This window comes from Pseudomonas juntendi, from assembly GCF_021560075.1.
Taxonomy (GTDB): domain Bacteria; phylum Pseudomonadota; class Gammaproteobacteria; order Pseudomonadales; family Pseudomonadaceae; genus Aquipseudomonas; species Aquipseudomonas juntendi.
On record NZ_CP091088.1, the window covers coordinates 1,493,201 to 1,509,929 of the forward strand.

13 protein-coding genes are annotated in these 16,729 nt (G+C 62.0%); 10 read left to right on the forward strand and 3 right to left on the reverse strand.

Annotation, left to right across the window (positions count from 1 at the left end; genetic code table 11):
- Positions 1 to 2: 2 nt before the first annotated feature.
- Positions 3 to 746: a hypothetical protein gene (locus tag L1P09_RS06890; RefSeq protein WP_064314708.1), complete on the reverse strand. Its 744-nt coding sequence runs from the start codon at positions 744 to 746 to the stop codon at positions 3 to 5.
- A gap of 829 nt (positions 747 to 1,575) precedes the next feature.
- Here L1P09_RS06890 and L1P09_RS06895 point away from each other — a divergent pair.
- From L1P09_RS06895 to L1P09_RS06930, 8 genes are all read left to right on the forward strand, one after another.
- Positions 1,576 to 2,436, forward strand: a complete 861-nt coding sequence (locus L1P09_RS06895) for an SH3 domain-containing protein (protein WP_009681801.1) — start codon at positions 1,576 to 1,578, stop codon at positions 2,434 to 2,436.
- A gap of 7 nt (positions 2,437 to 2,443) precedes the next feature.
- Positions 2,444 to 4,288: a hypothetical protein gene (locus L1P09_RS06900; RefSeq protein ID WP_235768641.1), complete on the forward strand. Its 1,845-nt coding sequence runs from the start codon at positions 2,444 to 2,446 to the stop codon at positions 4,286 to 4,288.
- Positions 4,289 to 4,298: 10 nt separating this feature from the next.
- A complete protein-coding gene (locus L1P09_RS06905) occupies positions 4,299 to 5,507 on the forward strand; it encodes a hypothetical protein (RefSeq protein WP_054905777.1) in 1,209 nt (402 codons plus the stop codon).
- A 113-nt stretch (positions 5,508 to 5,620) separates the two neighbouring features.
- The gene (locus L1P09_RS06910; RefSeq protein ID WP_182337245.1) at positions 5,621 to 5,812 is read left to right on the forward strand and encodes a YhfL family protein; all 192 of its coding nucleotides are present in this window, start codon (positions 5,621 to 5,623) and stop codon (positions 5,810 to 5,812) included.
- A gap of 504 nt (positions 5,813 to 6,316) precedes the next feature.
- A complete protein-coding gene (ltrA, locus tag L1P09_RS06915; RefSeq protein WP_222186725.1) occupies positions 6,317 to 7,738 on the forward strand; it encodes a group II intron reverse transcriptase/maturase in 1,422 nt (473 codons plus the stop codon).
- A 246-nt stretch (positions 7,739 to 7,984) separates the two neighbouring features.
- A complete protein-coding gene (locus L1P09_RS06920; protein WP_197886035.1) occupies positions 7,985 to 8,419 on the forward strand; it encodes an acyl-CoA thioesterase in 435 nt (144 codons plus the stop codon).
- 51 nt (positions 8,420 to 8,470) lie between these two features.
- The gene (locus tag L1P09_RS06925; protein ID WP_197886036.1) at positions 8,471 to 9,439 is read left to right on the forward strand and encodes a tRNA dihydrouridine synthase; all 969 of its coding nucleotides are present in this window, start codon (positions 8,471 to 8,473) and stop codon (positions 9,437 to 9,439) included.
- A gap of 142 nt (positions 9,440 to 9,581) precedes the next feature.
- A complete protein-coding gene (locus L1P09_RS06930; protein ID WP_009685045.1) occupies positions 9,582 to 10,025 on the forward strand; it encodes an Hsp20 family protein in 444 nt (147 codons plus the stop codon).
- 235 nt (positions 10,026 to 10,260) lie between these two features.
- Here the strand turns inward: L1P09_RS06930 and L1P09_RS06935 are convergent, their stop codons facing one another.
- On the reverse strand, positions 10,261 to 13,557 hold the full coding sequence (locus L1P09_RS06935; protein WP_235768642.1) for a PAS domain S-box protein: 3,297 nt from the start codon (positions 13,555 to 13,557) through the stop codon (positions 10,261 to 10,263).
- Positions 13,558 to 13,619: 62 nt separating this feature from the next.
- On the reverse strand, positions 13,620 to 14,498 hold the full coding sequence (locus L1P09_RS06940) for a LysR family transcriptional regulator (RefSeq protein WP_125855449.1): 879 nt from the start codon (positions 14,496 to 14,498) through the stop codon (positions 13,620 to 13,622).
- Positions 14,499 to 14,629: 131 nt separating this feature from the next.
- Here L1P09_RS06940 and leuC point away from each other — a divergent pair, with 131 nt between their 5' ends.
- Positions 14,630 to 16,063, forward strand: a complete 1,434-nt coding sequence (gene leuC, locus L1P09_RS06945; protein ID WP_235768643.1) for a 3-isopropylmalate dehydratase large subunit — start codon at positions 14,630 to 14,632, stop codon at positions 16,061 to 16,063.
- Positions 16,060 to 16,704 carry a 3-isopropylmalate dehydratase small subunit gene (gene leuD / locus L1P09_RS06950; RefSeq protein WP_009681664.1) on the forward strand — a complete coding sequence of 215 codons (645 nt, stop codon included), beginning with the start codon at positions 16,060 to 16,062 and terminating at the stop codon, positions 16,702 to 16,704. Before leuC ends, leuD begins: the two co-directional genes overlap by 4 nt.
- Positions 16,705 to 16,729: the final 25 nt, after the last annotated feature.

The following is a 16,729-nucleotide window of genomic DNA, read 5'->3' on the forward strand; positions in this document are numbered from 1 at the left end:
TATCAGACTGATTGCGGTAAGAGACCTTTCAAGCCTTCTCCCAACTGAGCCCACAGAGAAGGCGGTGCTCCGGTAGCTATTGACACGCCATCGGCTACTGCACCCAAGGTCGAAAAGACCTTGTATCCGAGATCCGCGTCCAACGATTTTTTGAAGTTCGAGTCAGTAAACATATGGCCAGCTACGATCTCAATTGACTCCAGTACCGGTACGACTCCAGTGAAGCGGTAATTGTCAAGTGCTGATTCCACTTTTCTAAGTGACTTGACAAGGTATTCTTTAACTTTGATTTCAACGTCGCTGCTTATAACTTCTTTGATCAAGTTGGAGATAGCCTGCTGGAAATCGAGAATAACCAGGCTGTCAATTTCAGGAGGCGAATCTATAGCGAGCATTTGATTCATGACCTGTAGGAAATCGTTCGAGGCGCTGCTATATCTCGATGTGAAAGTCGAGATGTGGCTAGTTAACACCTGCTCTTGCATGGCCTTCGTGAACGTCCGGTGCCACGTGGTGGTCTGGGATTTCAGGGGAGGGTATCGATCATTCATAAGCTCAACGGCTTCGGTTGTGACCGCGATGAATTGACCAAGCCCAATCAGCAGGGGGCCTTCATCATTCCCCTTGATTCCCAATGCTTCACGCCATGCCTTCTTCGTCTCAGTTGTGTTAGGCATCGCTTCGATTGCTTTCAGTACGCGAAATGCGCGAGCGGCTGGATTATCTGTAGTCATCTGTTCATCCATGGGGTAAATCAGTAAACGCTGGGGTAGCGGTGAGTAGAGCTACGACGCTGGTTTGGAGAGGCCAAATGCTATCAGAAGCTGTGGGGGAATCTTGGGGGAATCGATCCCCCGAATGTTGTGGAATGCTGTTGCGTCACCTTGCGTCGAAGTTTCTGATTTATTTAGATTTTATGAAAATACCTCAAAAGAATATGAGGCCAAAAACGGATTCGAAATCCGTTGTACTGGCAACAGTACCTAGGGTTCAAATCCCTATCTCTCCGCCATACACGTAGTAGCCGAAGCCCCCGAAAACGTTGAAGTTTTCGGGGGCTTCGTCGTTTTGGTGGTTTGGATCAGGGCAGCCATAGGCAAAATGGTTCTGTGATGTTGTCGGTGGGCAGTGTTTTTATTGCCCTGGAATCGTGTTTGCCGGGCTGGCCCCTTCGCGGGCACGCCCGCTCCCAAAGGGGACGGTGCTGCACCTGAAAACCTGTGGGAGCGGGCGTGCCCGCGAAGGGGCCGGTCCTGCCGACGCTGAGGACCGCAACATTTTGTCTTGAACTGCCAATAGCACCTTGGGCTACAATGCGGCCCTCTACTACACCACTCACGCCCAGGTCAAACGCCGTAATGATTACGCGCGCTGGGCGATGACTTTTTCTGACATGGATTCGTTGGATGCTTCGCGCCGTACTGGTCTTCCTTTTTGCCCAGCGCCGGGCGGCTGAATTGCCGCTCGCGACCAGTGCCGCGCCCCCTCTCAAATCAACGCACACCTTCGCCTGCCGCCGCCTGCCATTGGCTGCGGTACGCGGCTGTGCGCCCCATCGACAATGGAGTGCTCCACTTGCGTAAGAAATTCGTCGCGTCCCTACTGGCGGTCGCCATCGCTTCTACCACGGCCTGTGCACAGCTCGGGATCAGCAAAGAGCAAGCGGGCACGGTGATCGGTGGCCTGGCTGGCGTTGCCATCGGTTCGACCTTGGGCAGTGGCAACGGCAAGATTGCCGCCGCGCTGATCGCGGGTGGGATTGGCGCCTACGTCGGCAACCGCATCGGCAACATGCTCGATGAGAAGGACCAGCAGGCCCTGGCGCTGCGCACCCAGGAAGTACTGAGCCAGCAACAGGCAACGGCCAGCGCCCAGCCCGTGACCTGGAAGTCCGACCACTCTGGTGCCAGCGCGCAGATCGTGCCAGGCAAGGAATACACCAAGACCAAGCAGGTCGAGGTCAAGCGCGCGCCCAAGATCCAGGCCGTGCCGTCGATGAAGCTGATCAACGAACCGTATGTGACCACCAGCGACAACCTGAACGTACGCGCCGCGCCGAACGCCTCTGGCGAGAAGGTCGGCAGCCTGAAGAACCACACCGAGTTCACCGCAGTGGGCGCCACCGGCGACTGGATCCTGGTCGGGCGCAAGGGGGTGACCGTGGGCTACGTGCACAAGGACTACGTGGAGCCCAAGGCGCAGGCCGTGGCCAAGCGCGTGACCCCGGCGGTAAACCTGGACGAGCTGGACGTTGCCGCCAGCAAGGAAACCCAAGCCTTCGACCTGGACTCGCTGCAGTCGCTGCCCACCCAGACCGTTGCCGCCGAAGCGGCCTGCCGCCCGGTCACCGTCAGCCTGAAGGCGCAAAACGGCAAGACCGAACAAGAGCAGAACACCTTCTGCAAACAAGCCAACGGCACCTGGGAACTGATCTGAGGACTCCATGAAAAAGCACGCGCTCGCGCTGGCTGTGGTCGGCGTTTGTGGTCTGGTACCGCAAGCGTTCGCCCATGAGCTGGCCTATTCCAAGAAAGACAACATCAAGGTCGAAGTGCCTGGCGATGCCAGCACCTGGTGCAAACCCCAGGTCGACCTGACCATCAGCCGCCCAGCCTGGGATAACCAGGAACTGCTGACGGGCCTGCTGAGCAAGCTGCCGTTCGTGTTTGCCAAGGACTGCTCGACCGCCAAGGTGAGTTGGAAGGCAGTCGATGGCAACGGCAAGCTTTACGCCAGCGGCTCGGGCAATGCCAGCAACCTGGGGCTGGTGACACTGGCTGCTGCACCTGCCGTTGCCGCCCCGGCGCCTGCTGCACCGGAACCGGTACCGGAACCGGCAGCGGAGCAGGCACCTGCCCCGACCCCGGCACCTGCCACGGCAGCGGCCCCGGCAGCCGCCGAACCCGCCCCCGCGCTGGCACAACCGGCACCGGCGCCCGCCGTAGCGGCAGAACCAGCGCCTGCTGCGCCCGCCCAAGCCCCTGCTGCACCACCCGCGGCGGCCCCAGCCCCAGCAGTGGCCGCAGCCCCCAGCTCGGACTTTGGCCGCCCGGTGGTCCTGGCAAACCCCAACCTGATGCAGGTAACCGACGGCGCCGGCTGCAAATGGGTGCTGAGCAAGTCGATCATCGGCGCAGGCGACACCCTGTCGTTCGGTACCACCCCGGCCATGCCGTGCCCGGCCTCCGGCTTTGGCCAAGGCAGCTTCGACAGAATCAGCTGGAAAGCGGTGGGTACCTATCGCGGCGATAACTGGGACAAGGTCTATGCCCACCCCAGTGGCCTGATCTTCACCAAGCGCCTGGAGGCCGCAGTGAAGGACAAGGCGGTTTCCTACCTGACTGCCGACGCAGACCAGGCCGCATTCCTGGTGGGTGAGATCCCCGGCCGGCAGATGAAGGTGTACCTGACCTTCAGTCGTTCCAGCTATGGCGTATTGCGCCCGTTCGGCAGCGACCCGTACTACGTGGCGGTCACCCCGGACGAATCATTTGCCCTGGACCCGGCCAAGTACAAGGAGGCCGCGCTGGAGATCTTCGACCTGGTCAAGACCGCCTCGCCGTCCACCACCGATGTGGCCACCCTGTTGATCGTCAAGGACATCTCGGCCATCACCAACAGCCTTTGGGGCAATGACGCGCAGAAAATCACCCGCAACCGCATCGGCATCAACCGCCAAGGCCTGTTCTTCGATGTGCGCGACGGTGCCAACTGGGCGGTACAGCGTGAGCAGCAACGCCAGCGCGAGCTGCGCCAGCGCCAGCAGGAACTGGCGCGCGTGCACACCCGTGTGCTGGAGCGCTACCAGCAGCTGCAGGACGGCATGAGCGAGTTCAAGGGGCGTGAAACCGAGGCACTGGCGCAGATGGCCGGCATCAAGGTGCGCTTCGCGTCGCCACTGGAGCAGCAGAACCCGGCGACCTCGGCCACTGTGGCGACGATGATGGTGCATGTAACCGGCAAGCAGGGCGACTTCTACAACATCGATTTCCCGAGCAAAGGCCGCCTGGTCGCGGACGAGGAATACGGCGAGGGCTGGTACGTAACCCAAGTGGCCAACGCCACGCCGTACTACCCGCTGGACGACGGCCGCGCGGTGCCCACCTTCCGCGCCTACAGCGCCGGCGAGCCTGCGGCCTGCAAGCAGGAACACTGTGCCGACCGCGTATCGTTCGGTGCCGTACTGGCCAAGGAATTCCCCAACGCCGGCATCGATTTCAGCTGGACCCCCGAGGTCTCCCAACAGTACGTGAACGACTGGAACAACGCTTCCGCCATGGTCCAGTGAGGCAAACACCATGATCAAACAGATGAACAAGAAGCAGCTGCTGATGGGCGGTGTGGCCGCAGCGGTGCTGGTGCTTGGCGGTGGCTATGCCCTGCTTTCCAGCTCGGGCAAGAAGGCTGCGATGGCCTACTACGACGACTTCAAGGAGCGCTACTTCCTGGAAGACGTCTTGTCAGAGGGCGACATTTCCTACTCGGCGTTTTCCGGCAACCTGACCGTGGCCGACCCGGAGATCCGCGTGGCCGCTGCACAGACCAACGGGGCTCAGCAGTTCATGCGCGGCCTGTCAGGCCTGATGGAGTCGGTGCAGGGCAGTTCGGCTGAGGAAGGCCTGGCCGGTTGGGCCAAGTACCAGCTCAACGCCAGCCGTGATGTGGCCGGCGTGTACCTGAAGGCAGATGCGCTGAAGCTGGCCCATGACGGGGACAGCAAGGACGGCAGTATCCATGTGCAGTTGCTGGGCATGCAGATGGGCAACCCGTTCGTGGCCACCAAGGGCGCCGAGGTGGTGTTGGTGGCCGATGTCAGCGACGAGATCCAGCCACGGGCCGAGCTGCTCGCCAACGGGCGCGCCGCCCCGTCGAGTTTCAACTGGGGGGGCAACATGGCCGTGCGCCAGCCGCTGACCGGTGCCTTCCTGGTCAGCAGTACCGGCGACTTTGGTACCACGGTCGACCTGGACTTCACCATCAAGCGCTCCAGCGACGGTGAAGGCTCGATGACGTTCGTGGTTACCCACCGCAACGACGGCTCCAAGGTCGGTGAGATCGTGCGCAAGGCGGAGTTCCAGTCGCTGCCGGAGCTGGACGATGTTGAAACCCAGCTCAAGAGCGCCCTGAGTGCCATGGTGATCGGTGCCTACAGCGCGTATTCCGGCCAGGCGGTGCTGGCGGAGGCGGTGAGCGGCTTTGCCCGCAAGGCCAAGGTCGAGAACTACACCTTGAGCTACAGCGGCTTCAAGCCGCTCAAGCAGGCGTTCAACGATTACCAGCAGCGGGTTCCCAAGGCCAAGTTCGCGGCATTCTGCCAGGAAGTGGGGCTGTCATCGTGGAGCAGTGATTTCGGCACGAAGGCGAAGAACCACAGCGACTCCGAATGTGCCATCGGGCAGAAGCTGGTCGAAGACGGCCAGTTCGAGGAAACCTACACCTTCAAGGAAGGCAAGAGCCTGTTCGCAGCAGTGTTCGTGAGCAAGGCGTACCAGCTGGAAACCGATTGATAGGGGAGGGCTGAGCATTCAAGACCCTGCGACTTGGATCCAATGCTCAGTTTCTGTATCATCCCGCCGCCATCAGACGATGGCCGCAAATGTTTCATTTAAAGGACTTAGTAATGAAAAAGCTGTTCAAGGCCACTGTAGCCGTTGCTGTCGTTTCGGGTATTGCCCTGTTGTCGGGTTGCACTGGCCAGGTTTACAACCAACCGAAAAACTGCACCTACGACTACCTGTTCCACCCTTCGGTTTCCATCTCCAAGATCATCGGTGGCTGCGGCCCGATCGATAAACTGCCTCAGCAGCAGTAATCTTGGCGGTACCCTGATCGCGCCCCTTGCGGCGTGATCCAATGCCCCCGGTCATGCAAATGGCCGGGGGTTTTTGTTGTGCGCCAGGCATGGCGCGTTGCGCGTAAGCGCAACCTGCTTGGCTGTGGTGGCCAAGCGGGTGACTTGGAGGTGAAAGTCCTCTACACACCCGGCAAGGGGAAGTGTTAGCCGGAGGCAAGGGTGTCGCGGGCGACTGCGAATCTGAAGGAAGCCCGAGGCAAAATGCTGGCCTGACGAACAGGAAGCGGATCAGGCGGCACAGCGGGGTTAGGCGGCAACAATCGCCAAAGCCCAATACTTGCACGGAACGCTGTGACGTAAATCCGACAGGCATAAGCAGGAAGGTCACGCGAATTACCCTGGGAGATCTGTACGTTTGCCATTGTGCTACCGCGCGTCGAAAGGCGACGGGATGAGCGTGCAGAAGTCAGCCGAAGCCGTAGTAAGTGGCGGATAACCGCGCCACCAAGGGCCGAACAGGTTATGCCGCTAGTAGGCGTCACTGTCTCGTTGGTAGCCGTAATGCAGAAATTTCCCACAGCGGAAACTGTCATCCCGAATCCCGGCCAGAAGCCGAGGGTGATGCCTGACAGTGCAAAGGTGCCGGCGGCGTCAGCGACGTGGACGAACGCGGAGCCGGACACGCTGATGGAGCGGGTGCTTGCACCGGCCAACCTCAGACGTGCGTATCAACGCGTGGTCAGCAACAAGGGAGCGCCGGGTGCCGATGGCATGACGGTCGCTGACTTGGCGGGCTACATGAAACAGTATTGGCCAACCCTCAAGGCCAGGCTACTGGCCGGTGAATACCATCCACAAGCAGTGCGAGCGGTTGAAATTCCCAAGCCGCAGGGCGGCACACGGCAACTGGGAATCCCCAGCGTCGTGGATCGCTTGATCCAGCAAGCCTTGCAGCAACAGCTCACGCTCATCTTCGACCCACTGTTCTCGGACTACAGTTATGGCTTCCGTCCGGGCAGAAGCACACATCAAGCTGTCGAGATGGCCCGTGCCCATGTGGCATCGGGACATCGGTGGTGCGTGGAAATCGATCTGGAAAAGTTCTTCGATCGAGTCAACCACGACATCCTCATGGCCTGTATCGAGTGCCGGGTCAAAGATAAGTGCGTACTTAGGCTTATCCGTCGCTACCTTGAAGCGGGAGTCATGTCAGGTGGTGTCGTTAGCCCACGGCAGGAAGGGACGCCGCAAGGCGGCCCGCTCTCGCCGCTGCTGTCGAATATCCTGCTCGATGAATTTGACCGCGAACTGGAGCGGCGGGGCCATCGCTTCGTGCGCTATGCCGATGACGCGAACATTTATGTGCGCAGTCCTCGGGCTGGCGAGCGAGTACTGGTCAGTGTCGAGCGCTTCCTGAACCAACGTTTGAAACTGACGGTGAATCAGAAGAAGAGTCGAGTCGCGAGAGCCTGGAAGTGTGACTACTTGGGCTATGGGATGAGCTGGCATCAGCAGCCAAGGCTGCGGGTGGCAACGATGAGCCTGGGTCGCCTGCGCGACCGGCTCGCAGAGCTGCTACGCGGTGCACGGGGTCGCAAGATGGCAAATACCATCGAGCGGATAAACCCTGTATTACGAGGCTGGGCGGGTTACTTCAAGCTCAGCCAGAGCAAACGGCCACTTGAGGAACTGGATGGCTGGCTCAGGCACAAACTCCGCTGTGCCATCTGGCGCCAATGGAAGCAGCCCTCTACGAGGGTGCGCAACCTGATGCGCCTGGGTCTAAGTGAAGAGCGTGCCTGCAAATCAGCCTCTAATGGTCGAGGCCCATGGTGGAACTCGGGAGCATCTCATATGAATCAGGCGCTGCCGAAGAAGCTATGGGATCGACTCGGACTGGTCTCGATACTGGATACGATCAACCGGCTTAGCCGCATAGCCTGAACCGCCGTGTACGGAACCGTACGCACGGTGGTGTGAGAGGACGGCGGGTGTGAACCCGCCTCCTACTCGATTTTCCCCTTCCCCCGTTTTCCCTGTCATACCTGCTCTGGACTAGGGCCATGGCTTTTGCCTGGCTAACGCATTCTGCAGGCTGCGCAGGGTGCATTGACTCTGGAGCATGGCGATGTCGCTGGACATTGACCCGCTCGCCGCTGCTAAATCGGCTTTTGCGCCAAGGAAGCGAACATGAGTTGGGACCTGCCAACACCCTTCGTCATCGACCTGCGCGTCGGCAGCGAGGACATCGATGGCCTCGGCCACGCCAACAATGCCGTCTACGTCACCTGGCTGGAGCGCTGTGCCTGGCGTCACTCCCAGCGCCTGGGCCTGGACCTTGCCGCGTATCGCCGGCTGGACCGTGCAATGGCTGTGGTGCGCCACGAAATCGATTACCTGGCGGCCGCCTACGAAGACGACGAATTGCAACTGGCCACCTGGATCATCGACTGGGATCAGCGCCTGCGCATGACCCGGCGTTTCCAACTCCAACGCCCGCGTGACGGTGTGACCCTGCTGCGAGCGCGGACCACCTTCGCCTGCATCGAGCTTTCCAGCGGCAAGCCCAGGCGCATGCCGGCAGAATTTCTCGACGGTTACGGGCCGGCGCTGATCGGTGCCTGAAACGCCGGGTTTTTTTGTTAGACTGCCGCCTTTTTCCGCCGAGACCCCGACATGCAAATTGCTCTGGCCCCCATGGAGGGGCTGGTCGACAACATCCTGCGCGACGTGCTGACCCGTGTGGGCGGCATAGACTGGTGCGTCACCGAGTTCATTCGGGTGTGCGACCGCCTGTTGCCGCCGGCTTCGTTCCACAAGCTGGCGCCCGAGCTGCGCCAGGGGGCGCTGACGGCTGCCGGGGTGCCCATGCGCGTGCAACTGCTGGGGTCGGACCCGCTATGCCTGGCGGAAAACGCCGCACTGGCCTGTGAACTGGGCGCGCCGGTCATCGACCTGAACTTTGGCTGCCCGGCCAAGACAGTGAACAAGTCCCGCGGTGGCGCCGTGCTGCTCAAGGAGCCGGAGTTGCTCAATACCATCGTGCATGCCGTGCGCCGCGCGGTGCCTGCGCATATCCCGGTAACCGCGAAGATGCGCCTGGGCTTCGATAGCCCGGCCGGCGCGCTGGATTGTGCCATGGCGCTGGCTGACGGTGGCTCGGCGCACCTCGTGGTGCATGCGCGGACCAAGGTCGAGGGCTACAAGCCACCCGCCCATTGGGAGTGGGTGGCGCGGGTGCAGGATGTGGTCAAGGTGCCCGTGTTTGCCAATGGCGAGATCTGGACCGTGGACGACTGGCGGCGTTGCCGTGAGGTCAGTGGTGCCGAGGACATCATGCTTGGCCGTGGGCTGGTTTCGCGCCCTGACCTTGGCCTGCAGATAGCCGCGGCGCGGGATGGGCGTGATTACCAGCCGCTGGGCTGGCAGGACCTGCAGCCGCTGCTGCGCGAGTTCTGGCGCCAGGCCCAGGCCAAGCTGTCACCGCGTTATGCGCCCGGCCGACTGAAGCAGTGGCTGGCCATGCTGACCCGTAGCTACCCGGAGGCGGTGCTGCTGTTTGCCGAGTTGCGCCGCGAGGATGATTGTGCGCGGATCAGCCGGTTGCTGGGCTGTGAGGCGGTGGCCGAGGCCTGTGTTGCCTGATCAGCCATCGCCCGTTCAACCTCTGCAGATTTTTTCAATTTACCCCCTTGAAAGCCTTTGTCTCGTCCCTATCTCTTGAGTACGCGATGCCGAATTCGGGTCGCGCAATGATTTACTTGCTGATACTCAGGAGTTTATGACCATGACTACCGCTTTCTCTCTTGCTCCACTGTTCCGTCATTCCGTTGGCTTCGACCGCTTCAATGACCTGTTCGAATCCGCGGCCCGTAATGAGGCTGGTAGCAGCTACCCGCCCTACAACGTGGAAAAGCATGGCGATGACCAATATCGTATCGTGGTTGCCGCAGCCGGTTTCCAGGAGCAGGACCTCGACCTGCAGGTCGAAAAGGGTGTCCTGACCGTTATCGGTGGCAAGCGTGACAATGGCGATGCTGAAGTGACCTACCTGCACCAGGGTATCGCGCAGCGCGCCTTCAAGCTGTCGTTCCGCTTGGCCGACCACATTGAAGTCAAGGCTGCCGGCCTGGCCAATGGTCTGCTCAGCATCGACCTGCTGCGCATCGTGCCTGAAGAAGCCAAGGCCAAGCGCATCCCGATCAACGGCGACAAGCCAGCGCTGAATTGATGGGATCGTTGTAAACAAGGGCATCTATGGGTTAATGCCTGCGTTACTGGGGCTGCTTTGCAGCCCTTCGCGGGCACGCCCGCTCCCACAGGTCTAGCGCTGAACTCAAGATGTGGGAGCGGGCGTGCCCGCGAAGGGTCGCAAAGCGGCCCCAAATGACTTAACTGACTGGCATTGACCTACGGGTGCCCTTTTTATGCCTGGCCCTGCGAAAGCGGCCACACCGGGGTTCCAGTCAGTAATCCGCCGGTGCTTCCAGCAGCATCTGCCGGAACTCCGCCAACGGCAACGGCCGGCTATGCAGGTAGCCCTGGTACAGGTAGCACCCCAGCTGCTCGAGAAACTCCAGCTGCTCTGTCAGTTCTACCCCTTCGGCAATCACCGCCAGGTCCAGGCTGCGGGCCATGGCGACGATGGCACGGACGATTTCCGCATCGTTCGGGTCGACCGTCGCATCGCGCACGAAGCTCTGGTCGATCTTCAGTGCATCGACCGGTAAGCGCTTCAGGTACGTCAGCGACGAGTAGCCCGTGCCGAAGTCATCCATGGCGAAACTCACCCCATAGCGCTTGAGCTCGCGCATCTTGCTGATGGTGTCCTCCAGGTTCTGGATGACGATGCCCTCGGTGATTTCCAGCTTCAGCATCTTGCGGGGCAGACGGTAGTCGTCGAGGCTGCGCAATACCCGCCCCACGAAGTCGGCCTGGCGGAACTGCCGCGGGCTGATGTTCACGCACAGGCTGAAGTCGTCGGCGTCGATCAGGCCGTCCGTCAGCATGCGCGCGCAGGCGTCGCAGGCCTCGTCCAGGATCCAGCTCCCCACTTCCAGAATCAGCCCGCTTTCCTCCAGTACCTGGATGAACTGCGCGGGTGGCTGCTGGCCAAGTTGCGGGTGGTGCCAGCGCAGCAGCACCTCGGCACCGACGATGCGGTTGTCACGGGCATCCACCTGCGGTTGGAAGTGCAACGCCAGTTCGCCGCGGGCCAGGGCCAGGCGCAGGTCGTTCTCCATGCGCAGGCGTTCGCTGGCGGCCTTTTGCATGGTGGTGTGAAACAGCTGGGTAGTGTTGCGACCGGAATCCTTGGCCCGGTACAGGGCGATATCGGCACGTTTGAGCAGGTCGGCCGGGGTGGCACCATGGTCGGGGATCAGCGCCACGCCGATGCTTGGCGTGACCTGCAGGCGCTGGCCATCCAGCGACATGGGCTCGGCCAGCAGCTCGCGTAGGGTGTCGGCCAGTTCGCGCACTTGTGCTTCCACCAATTCTCGGCTGCCTTCCAGACCACTGAGCAGCACCACGAACTCGTCGCCGCCCAGGCGCGCTACGGTGTCTTCCAGGCGCACGCTGGCTTCCAGGCGCGCGGTAATGATCTTCAGCACCGCGTCGCCCACCGGGTGGCCCAGCGAGTCGTTGATGTGCTTGAAGTGGTCAAGGTCGAGGAACAGCAGCGCGCCGCGCAGATTGTGGCGCTTGAGCAGGGCGATCTGCTGGCTGAGGCGGTCCATCAGCAGGGCGCGGTTGGGCAGGTTGGTCAGCGGGTCGTGGTAGGCCAGGTGCCGGATCTGCGCCTGGGCGTTCTTCAGCTGGCTGACGTCGCGGGCGGTCAGCAACAGGCAGTCCACTTCATTGAGGGTGATCCGCTCGACCGACACCTCCACGGTCAGGATATCGCCGCGCTTGTTGCGCCCGAGCATCTCGCGGTGATGAACCCGACCGCGCTCGCGCAGTTCGGCGAGCAAGGCGCCGCGTTGCTTGTCATCGGCCCAGATGCCGATTTCGTACACCGTCTGGCCCACCACTTCCGCAGCGCTATAGCCGGTCAGGCGGCAGAAGCCATCGTTGATTTCCAGGTAACGGCCACTGTTGCATTCGGTGATGGTGATGGCGTCAGGGCTGGAGTGGAAGGCCTTGGCGAACTTTTCCTCGCTGGATTTCAGGGCCGCTTCGGCGCGTTGCTGTTGGGTGATGTCGCGCAGGGTGGTCACGCTGCAGGGCTGGTCGTCGACAGTAATCAGGCGGCTGGAGATCACGCACGTCAGGGGCGCCCCACTGCGGTGGTTGACGACCACGGCGACATTGCTCAGCGCCTGTTCGCGGATCACCCGTTCGATGCGTTGCGCACGCTCGATGGATTCGGCCCACAAGCCGATCTCCTCGGCCGTGCGGCCAAGCACTTGCTCGCTGCTCCAGCCGAAGTTCTGGGTGAAGGCCGGGTTGATCTCGATGAACTGGCCAGTGTCCTGGCGGGTAACGCAGATGGGGTCGGGGCTGACCTGGAACAGGCTGGCGAACTTCTCCTCGGAGGCGCTCAGGCGCTGCTCGCGTTCGACCTGGTCGGTAATGTCGAGCAACGTGCCGGCCATGCGCAGCGGGTTGCCCTGGTCGTCCCGGTAAAGCCGGGCGCGGCTCTCGATGTAGCGCGAAACGCCGTTTTCCAGCTGCACCCGGTAGGTGATCTGGTAGTTGCCGGCAGGGCCTTCGCGCAGGCTTCGGTAGGCCTGGCGCATCGAGTTGCGCTCTTGTTCCGGTACACCCTCGAAGAAGGCGTCGAACGACTCGTGGAAAGGAATCGGCGGCAGGCCGTGCAACTGCGCGGCGCGGGCCGAGCCATAGAGCATGCCGCTGGGGATATGCCAGTCCCAGGTGCCCAGCTGCGCCGAGTCCAGGGCCAGGTCCAGGCGCTCCTGGCTGTCTTTCAGGGCCTGCTCGGCGCGCTTGCGCTCGCTGGTATCGACGAAGGTGCTGATCAGGAAGGTCACGCCTTCCAGTTCGATGCCCTGGGTGCAGAGAATGCCGTCGTGCACCTTGCCGCTTATGGCCCGGAACTGGACCTCCATGATCTGCGGGTCGCCGTTGGCACGGGTCGATTCGATCACCTGCTGACGCTGCTCGGGGTTGACCCACAGGCCCAGCTCCAGGCTGGTCTTGCCGATGACCTGGCTGCCAGGCCAGCCGAACATGTCTTCGAAATGCTGGTTGACCTCGAAGATCATGCCGTCGTGGCGGCGGGAGAGCAAAATGGCGTTGGGGCTGAGGTGGAACAGCGTGGCGAAGCGCTTCTCCGAGTTGATCAATGCCGCTTCCCGCTCGCGCTGGCGGGTGATTTCACGCACCACCCCGATCATCTGTGGCCGGCCATGCTGGTCGTGGGTCAGGCTGCCGTTGATCTCCAGCCAGTGCAGGCTGCCGTCCGGCCAGCGGATGCGGTGGCGCATGGCGCGCTCCACCGGCTCGCCGTTGAAAATCGCCTGGAACACCTGGCGGGTACGGGCACGGTCCTCTTCGGGCAGCAGGTCGAGGTAGTCGGCATCGGCGGGCAGCGGGCGCTGGGGGTCGAAGCCGAACAGCGCCTGGGTGCCGCGTGACCAGCTGACCCGGCCGCTTTCGATATCCCATAGCCAGGCACCCAGGCGAGCGCCGTTGAGCGCGGCCAGCAGTTGTGGGGCGTTCTGCCAGGCCTGCTCGGATTCCTGCGGGTCGGCCGCAGGTATTCGCGGCAGGCGCAAAAAGCGGTTCACTGTTTTGGGCATCGGTACCAGACCTTTGGCGTAAGACGCGTCCTTGGAGTTGGAAATGCCGGGCTGACGGCCGCTCAGGCGGACCCTGCGTGGCTGTCGAGCAACGCCATGAACGCCCTGGCCGCGTTCGACAGCGTACGCTCCGTGTGCAAAATGTAGCCTAGCTGGCGCGACAGCTGTATGCCGGGCAAGGCGATGGGTGCAACCTGTTCATCGAGCATGGTGCGCGGCAGCACGCTCCAGGCCAGGCCGATCGATACCATCATCTTGATGGTTTCCAGGTAGTTGGTGCTCATGGCGATGTTCGGCGTCAGGCCCTGGCTTTCGAACAGGCGCTGGACGATATGGTGGGTAAACGTGTTGCCACCGGGGAACACCGCCGGGTGGCGGGCGACATCGGCCAGGCTCACTGCCTGGTTGTTGGCCAGCGGGTGCTCGGGCGCCGCGACGAAATCCAGGGCGTCGTCCCATACCGGTACCGCCTTGACCAGGTGGTGCGGTTCGGGCGCCAGGGTGATCACGGCAATTTCGGCGCGGCCATGCAGAATCTCGTCGTAGGCCTGTTCTGAATCCATGAACTGAATATCCAGTGCTACCGCTGGGTATTCGCGGGTGAACGCCCGTAAAAGCGGGGGCAGGCGGTGCAGACCGATATGGTGGCTGGTGGCCAGGGTCAGCCGACCACTCACTGCCCCGTTCAGGTTGGTCAGCGCCCGTCGGGTATCATCAAGGACGTTGAGGATCTGGTAAGCGCGGGGCAGCAGTGCCCGCCCGGCCTCGGTCAACGTCACTTCGCGCCCCAAACGGTCGAACAGGCGTACGTCCAGCTGCTGCTCCAGGCCCGCGATGCGCTTGCTGATGGCGGGCTGGGTCAGGAACAGGCGTTCCGCTGCCCCGGAAAAGCTGCCGCTTTCCGCAATAGCGATAAAGGCACTAAGGTTGGCCAGGTCCATGGTTTGGTATTCCTTTTGGCTATCCAAAGCATAAAAATTATGAATTTGAGTTATTCAATCTAACCCCATAGCATCGTCCATACAAGCCAAGGGGTTTTTGGCACAGAAAGACGCTGATGAGGAACAGTCTGATGGCTGGCAAAACGCTCTACGACAAACTCTGGGAAGCCCATGAGGTCAAGCGCCGTGATGACGGCTCGTCCCTGATCTACATCGATCGCCACATCATCCACGAAGTGACATCGCCTCAGGCCTTCGAAGGCCTGCGCCTGGCCAACCGCAAACCGTGGCGCATCGACGCCAACATCGCGACGCCGGACCACAACGTGCCAACCACGCCTGAGCGCAAGGGCGGCATCGAGGCCATCGTCGACCAGGTGTCGCGCCTTCAGGTGCAGACCCTCGACGAGAACTGCGACGAATACGGCATCGTCGAATTCAAGATGAACGACGAACGCCAGGGCATCGTCCACGTCATCAGCCCGGAGCAAGGCGCCACCTTGCCGGGCATGACCGTGGTCTGCGGCGACTCGCACACCTCGACCCACGGCGCGTTCGGGGCCCTTGCCCACGGTATCGGCACCTCCGAGGTCGAGCACGTGCTCGCCACCCAGTGCCTGGTCGCCAAGAAAATGAAGAACATGCTGGTCCGGGTGGAAGGCGAGCTGCCGGCCGGCGTCACCGCCAAGGACATCGTCCTGGCCGTGATCGGCGAGATCGGCACCGCCGGTGGCAACGGCCACGCCATGGAGTTCGCCGGCAGTGCCATTCGTGCGCTGTCGATGGAAGGCCGCATGACCATCTGCAACATGTCCATCGAAGCCGGTGCCCGTGTGGGCCTGGTGGCCACCGACGCCACTACCGTTGCTTACGTCGAAGGGCGCCCCTACGCGCCGAAGGGCGAGCAGTGGAAGCAGGCGGTCGAGGCGTGGAAAGACCTTGTGTCGGATGACGATGCGGTGTTCGACACCGTGGTCGAGCTGGATGCCAGCCAGATCAAGCCGCAGGTCAGCTGGGGCACTTCGCCCGAGATGGTCCTGGCCGTCGACCAGCGCGTACCGGACCCGGCCGCCGAAGCCGACCTGGTCAAGCGCGGCTCGATCGAGCGTGCCTTGAAGTACATGGGGCTGACGGCCAACCAGGCCATCACCGACATCAAGCTGGACCGCGTATTCATCGGCTCGTGCACCAACTCGCGCATCGAAGACCTGCGCGCGGCGGCGGAAATCGCCAAGGGCCGCAAGGTGGCCGCCAGCGTCAAGCAAGCCATCGTCGTGCCGGGTTCGGGCCTGGTCAAGGCGCAGGCCGAACGTGAAGGCCTGGACAAGATCTTCCTCGAAGCCGGTTTCGAATGGCGTGAACCAGGCTGCTCGATGTGCCTGGCGATGAACCCGGACCGCCTGGAGAGCGGCGAGCATTGCGCGTCCACCTCCAACCGCAACTTCGAAGGCCGTCAGGGTGCCGGTGGGCGTACCCACCTGGTCAGCCCGGCCATGGCCGCCGCTGCCGCGGTAGCCGGTCATTTCATCGATGTTCGCGAGTTGATCCAAGGGAGCGCAGCATGAAAGCCTTTACCCAGCACACTGGCCTCGTCGCGCCGTTGGACCGTGCCAACGTCGACACCGACCAGATCATCCCCAAGCAGTTCCTCAAGTCGATCAAGCGCACCGGCTTTGGTCCGAACCTGTTCGACGAGTGGCGTTACCTGGACGTGGGCCAGCCCTACCAGGACAACAGCAAGCGCCCGGTCAACCAGGAGTTCGTGCTCAACTACCCACGCTACCAGGGTGCCAGTGTGTTGCTGGCGCGGGAGAACTTCGGTTGCGGCTCCAGCCGCGAGCACGCCCCCTGGGCGCTGGACGAGTATGGCTTCCGCAGCATCATTGCGCCGAGCTTCGCTGACATCTTCTTCAACAACAGCTTCAAGAACGGCTTGCTGCCAATCATCCTCAGCGATGAGGAAGTGGACGAGTTGTTCAAGCAGGTGGAAGCCAACCCGGGCTACCAGCTGACCATCGACTTGCAGGCCCAGGCGGTGACCCGCCCAGACGGCAAGGTGCTGCACTTCGAGATCGATGCCTTCCGCAAGCACTGCCTGCTCAACGGCCTGGACGATATCGGCCTGACCCTGCAGGACAGCGATGCGATCAAGGCCTTCGAAGGCAAGCACCGTGCTGCGCAGCCTTGGCTGTTCCGGGATGCCTGAATGATGTAGCCGGGTTTGCTGGCCT

Coding starts and splice junctions, on each gene's coding strand:
- L1P09_RS06890 (WP_064314708.1), bottom strand. CDS start 746: ATGGATGAACAGATGACTACAGATAATCCAGCCGCTCGCGCATTTCGC.
- L1P09_RS06900 (WP_235768641.1), top strand. CDS start 2,444: ATGAAAAAGCACGCGCTCGCGCTGGCTGTGGTCGGCGTTTGTGGTCTG.
- L1P09_RS06905 (WP_054905777.1), top strand. CDS start 4,299: ATGATCAAACAGATGAACAAGAAGCAGCTGCTGATGGGCGGTGTGGCC.
- L1P09_RS06910 (WP_182337245.1), top strand. CDS start 5,621: ATGAAAAAGCTGTTCAAGGCCACTGTAGCCGTTGCTGTCGTTTCGGGT.
- ltrA (WP_222186725.1), top strand. CDS start 6,317: ATGCCGCTAGTAGGCGTCACTGTCTCGTTGGTAGCCGTAATGCAGAAA.
- L1P09_RS06920 (WP_197886035.1), top strand. CDS start 7,985: ATGAGTTGGGACCTGCCAACACCCTTCGTCATCGACCTGCGCGTCGGC.
- L1P09_RS06925 (WP_197886036.1), top strand. CDS start 8,471: ATGCAAATTGCTCTGGCCCCCATGGAGGGGCTGGTCGACAACATCCTG.
- L1P09_RS06930 (WP_009685045.1), top strand. CDS start 9,582: ATGACTACCGCTTTCTCTCTTGCTCCACTGTTCCGTCATTCCGTTGGC.
- L1P09_RS06935 (WP_235768642.1), bottom strand. CDS start 13,557: ATGCCCAAAACAGTGAACCGCTTTTTGCGCCTGCCGCGAATACCTGCG.
- L1P09_RS06940 (WP_125855449.1), bottom strand. CDS start 14,498: ATGGACCTGGCCAACCTTAGTGCCTTTATCGCTATTGCGGAAAGCGGC.
- leuC (WP_235768643.1), top strand. CDS start 14,630: ATGGCTGGCAAAACGCTCTACGACAAACTCTGGGAAGCCCATGAGGTC.
- leuD (WP_009681664.1), top strand. CDS start 16,060: ATGAAAGCCTTTACCCAGCACACTGGCCTCGTCGCGCCGTTGGACCGT.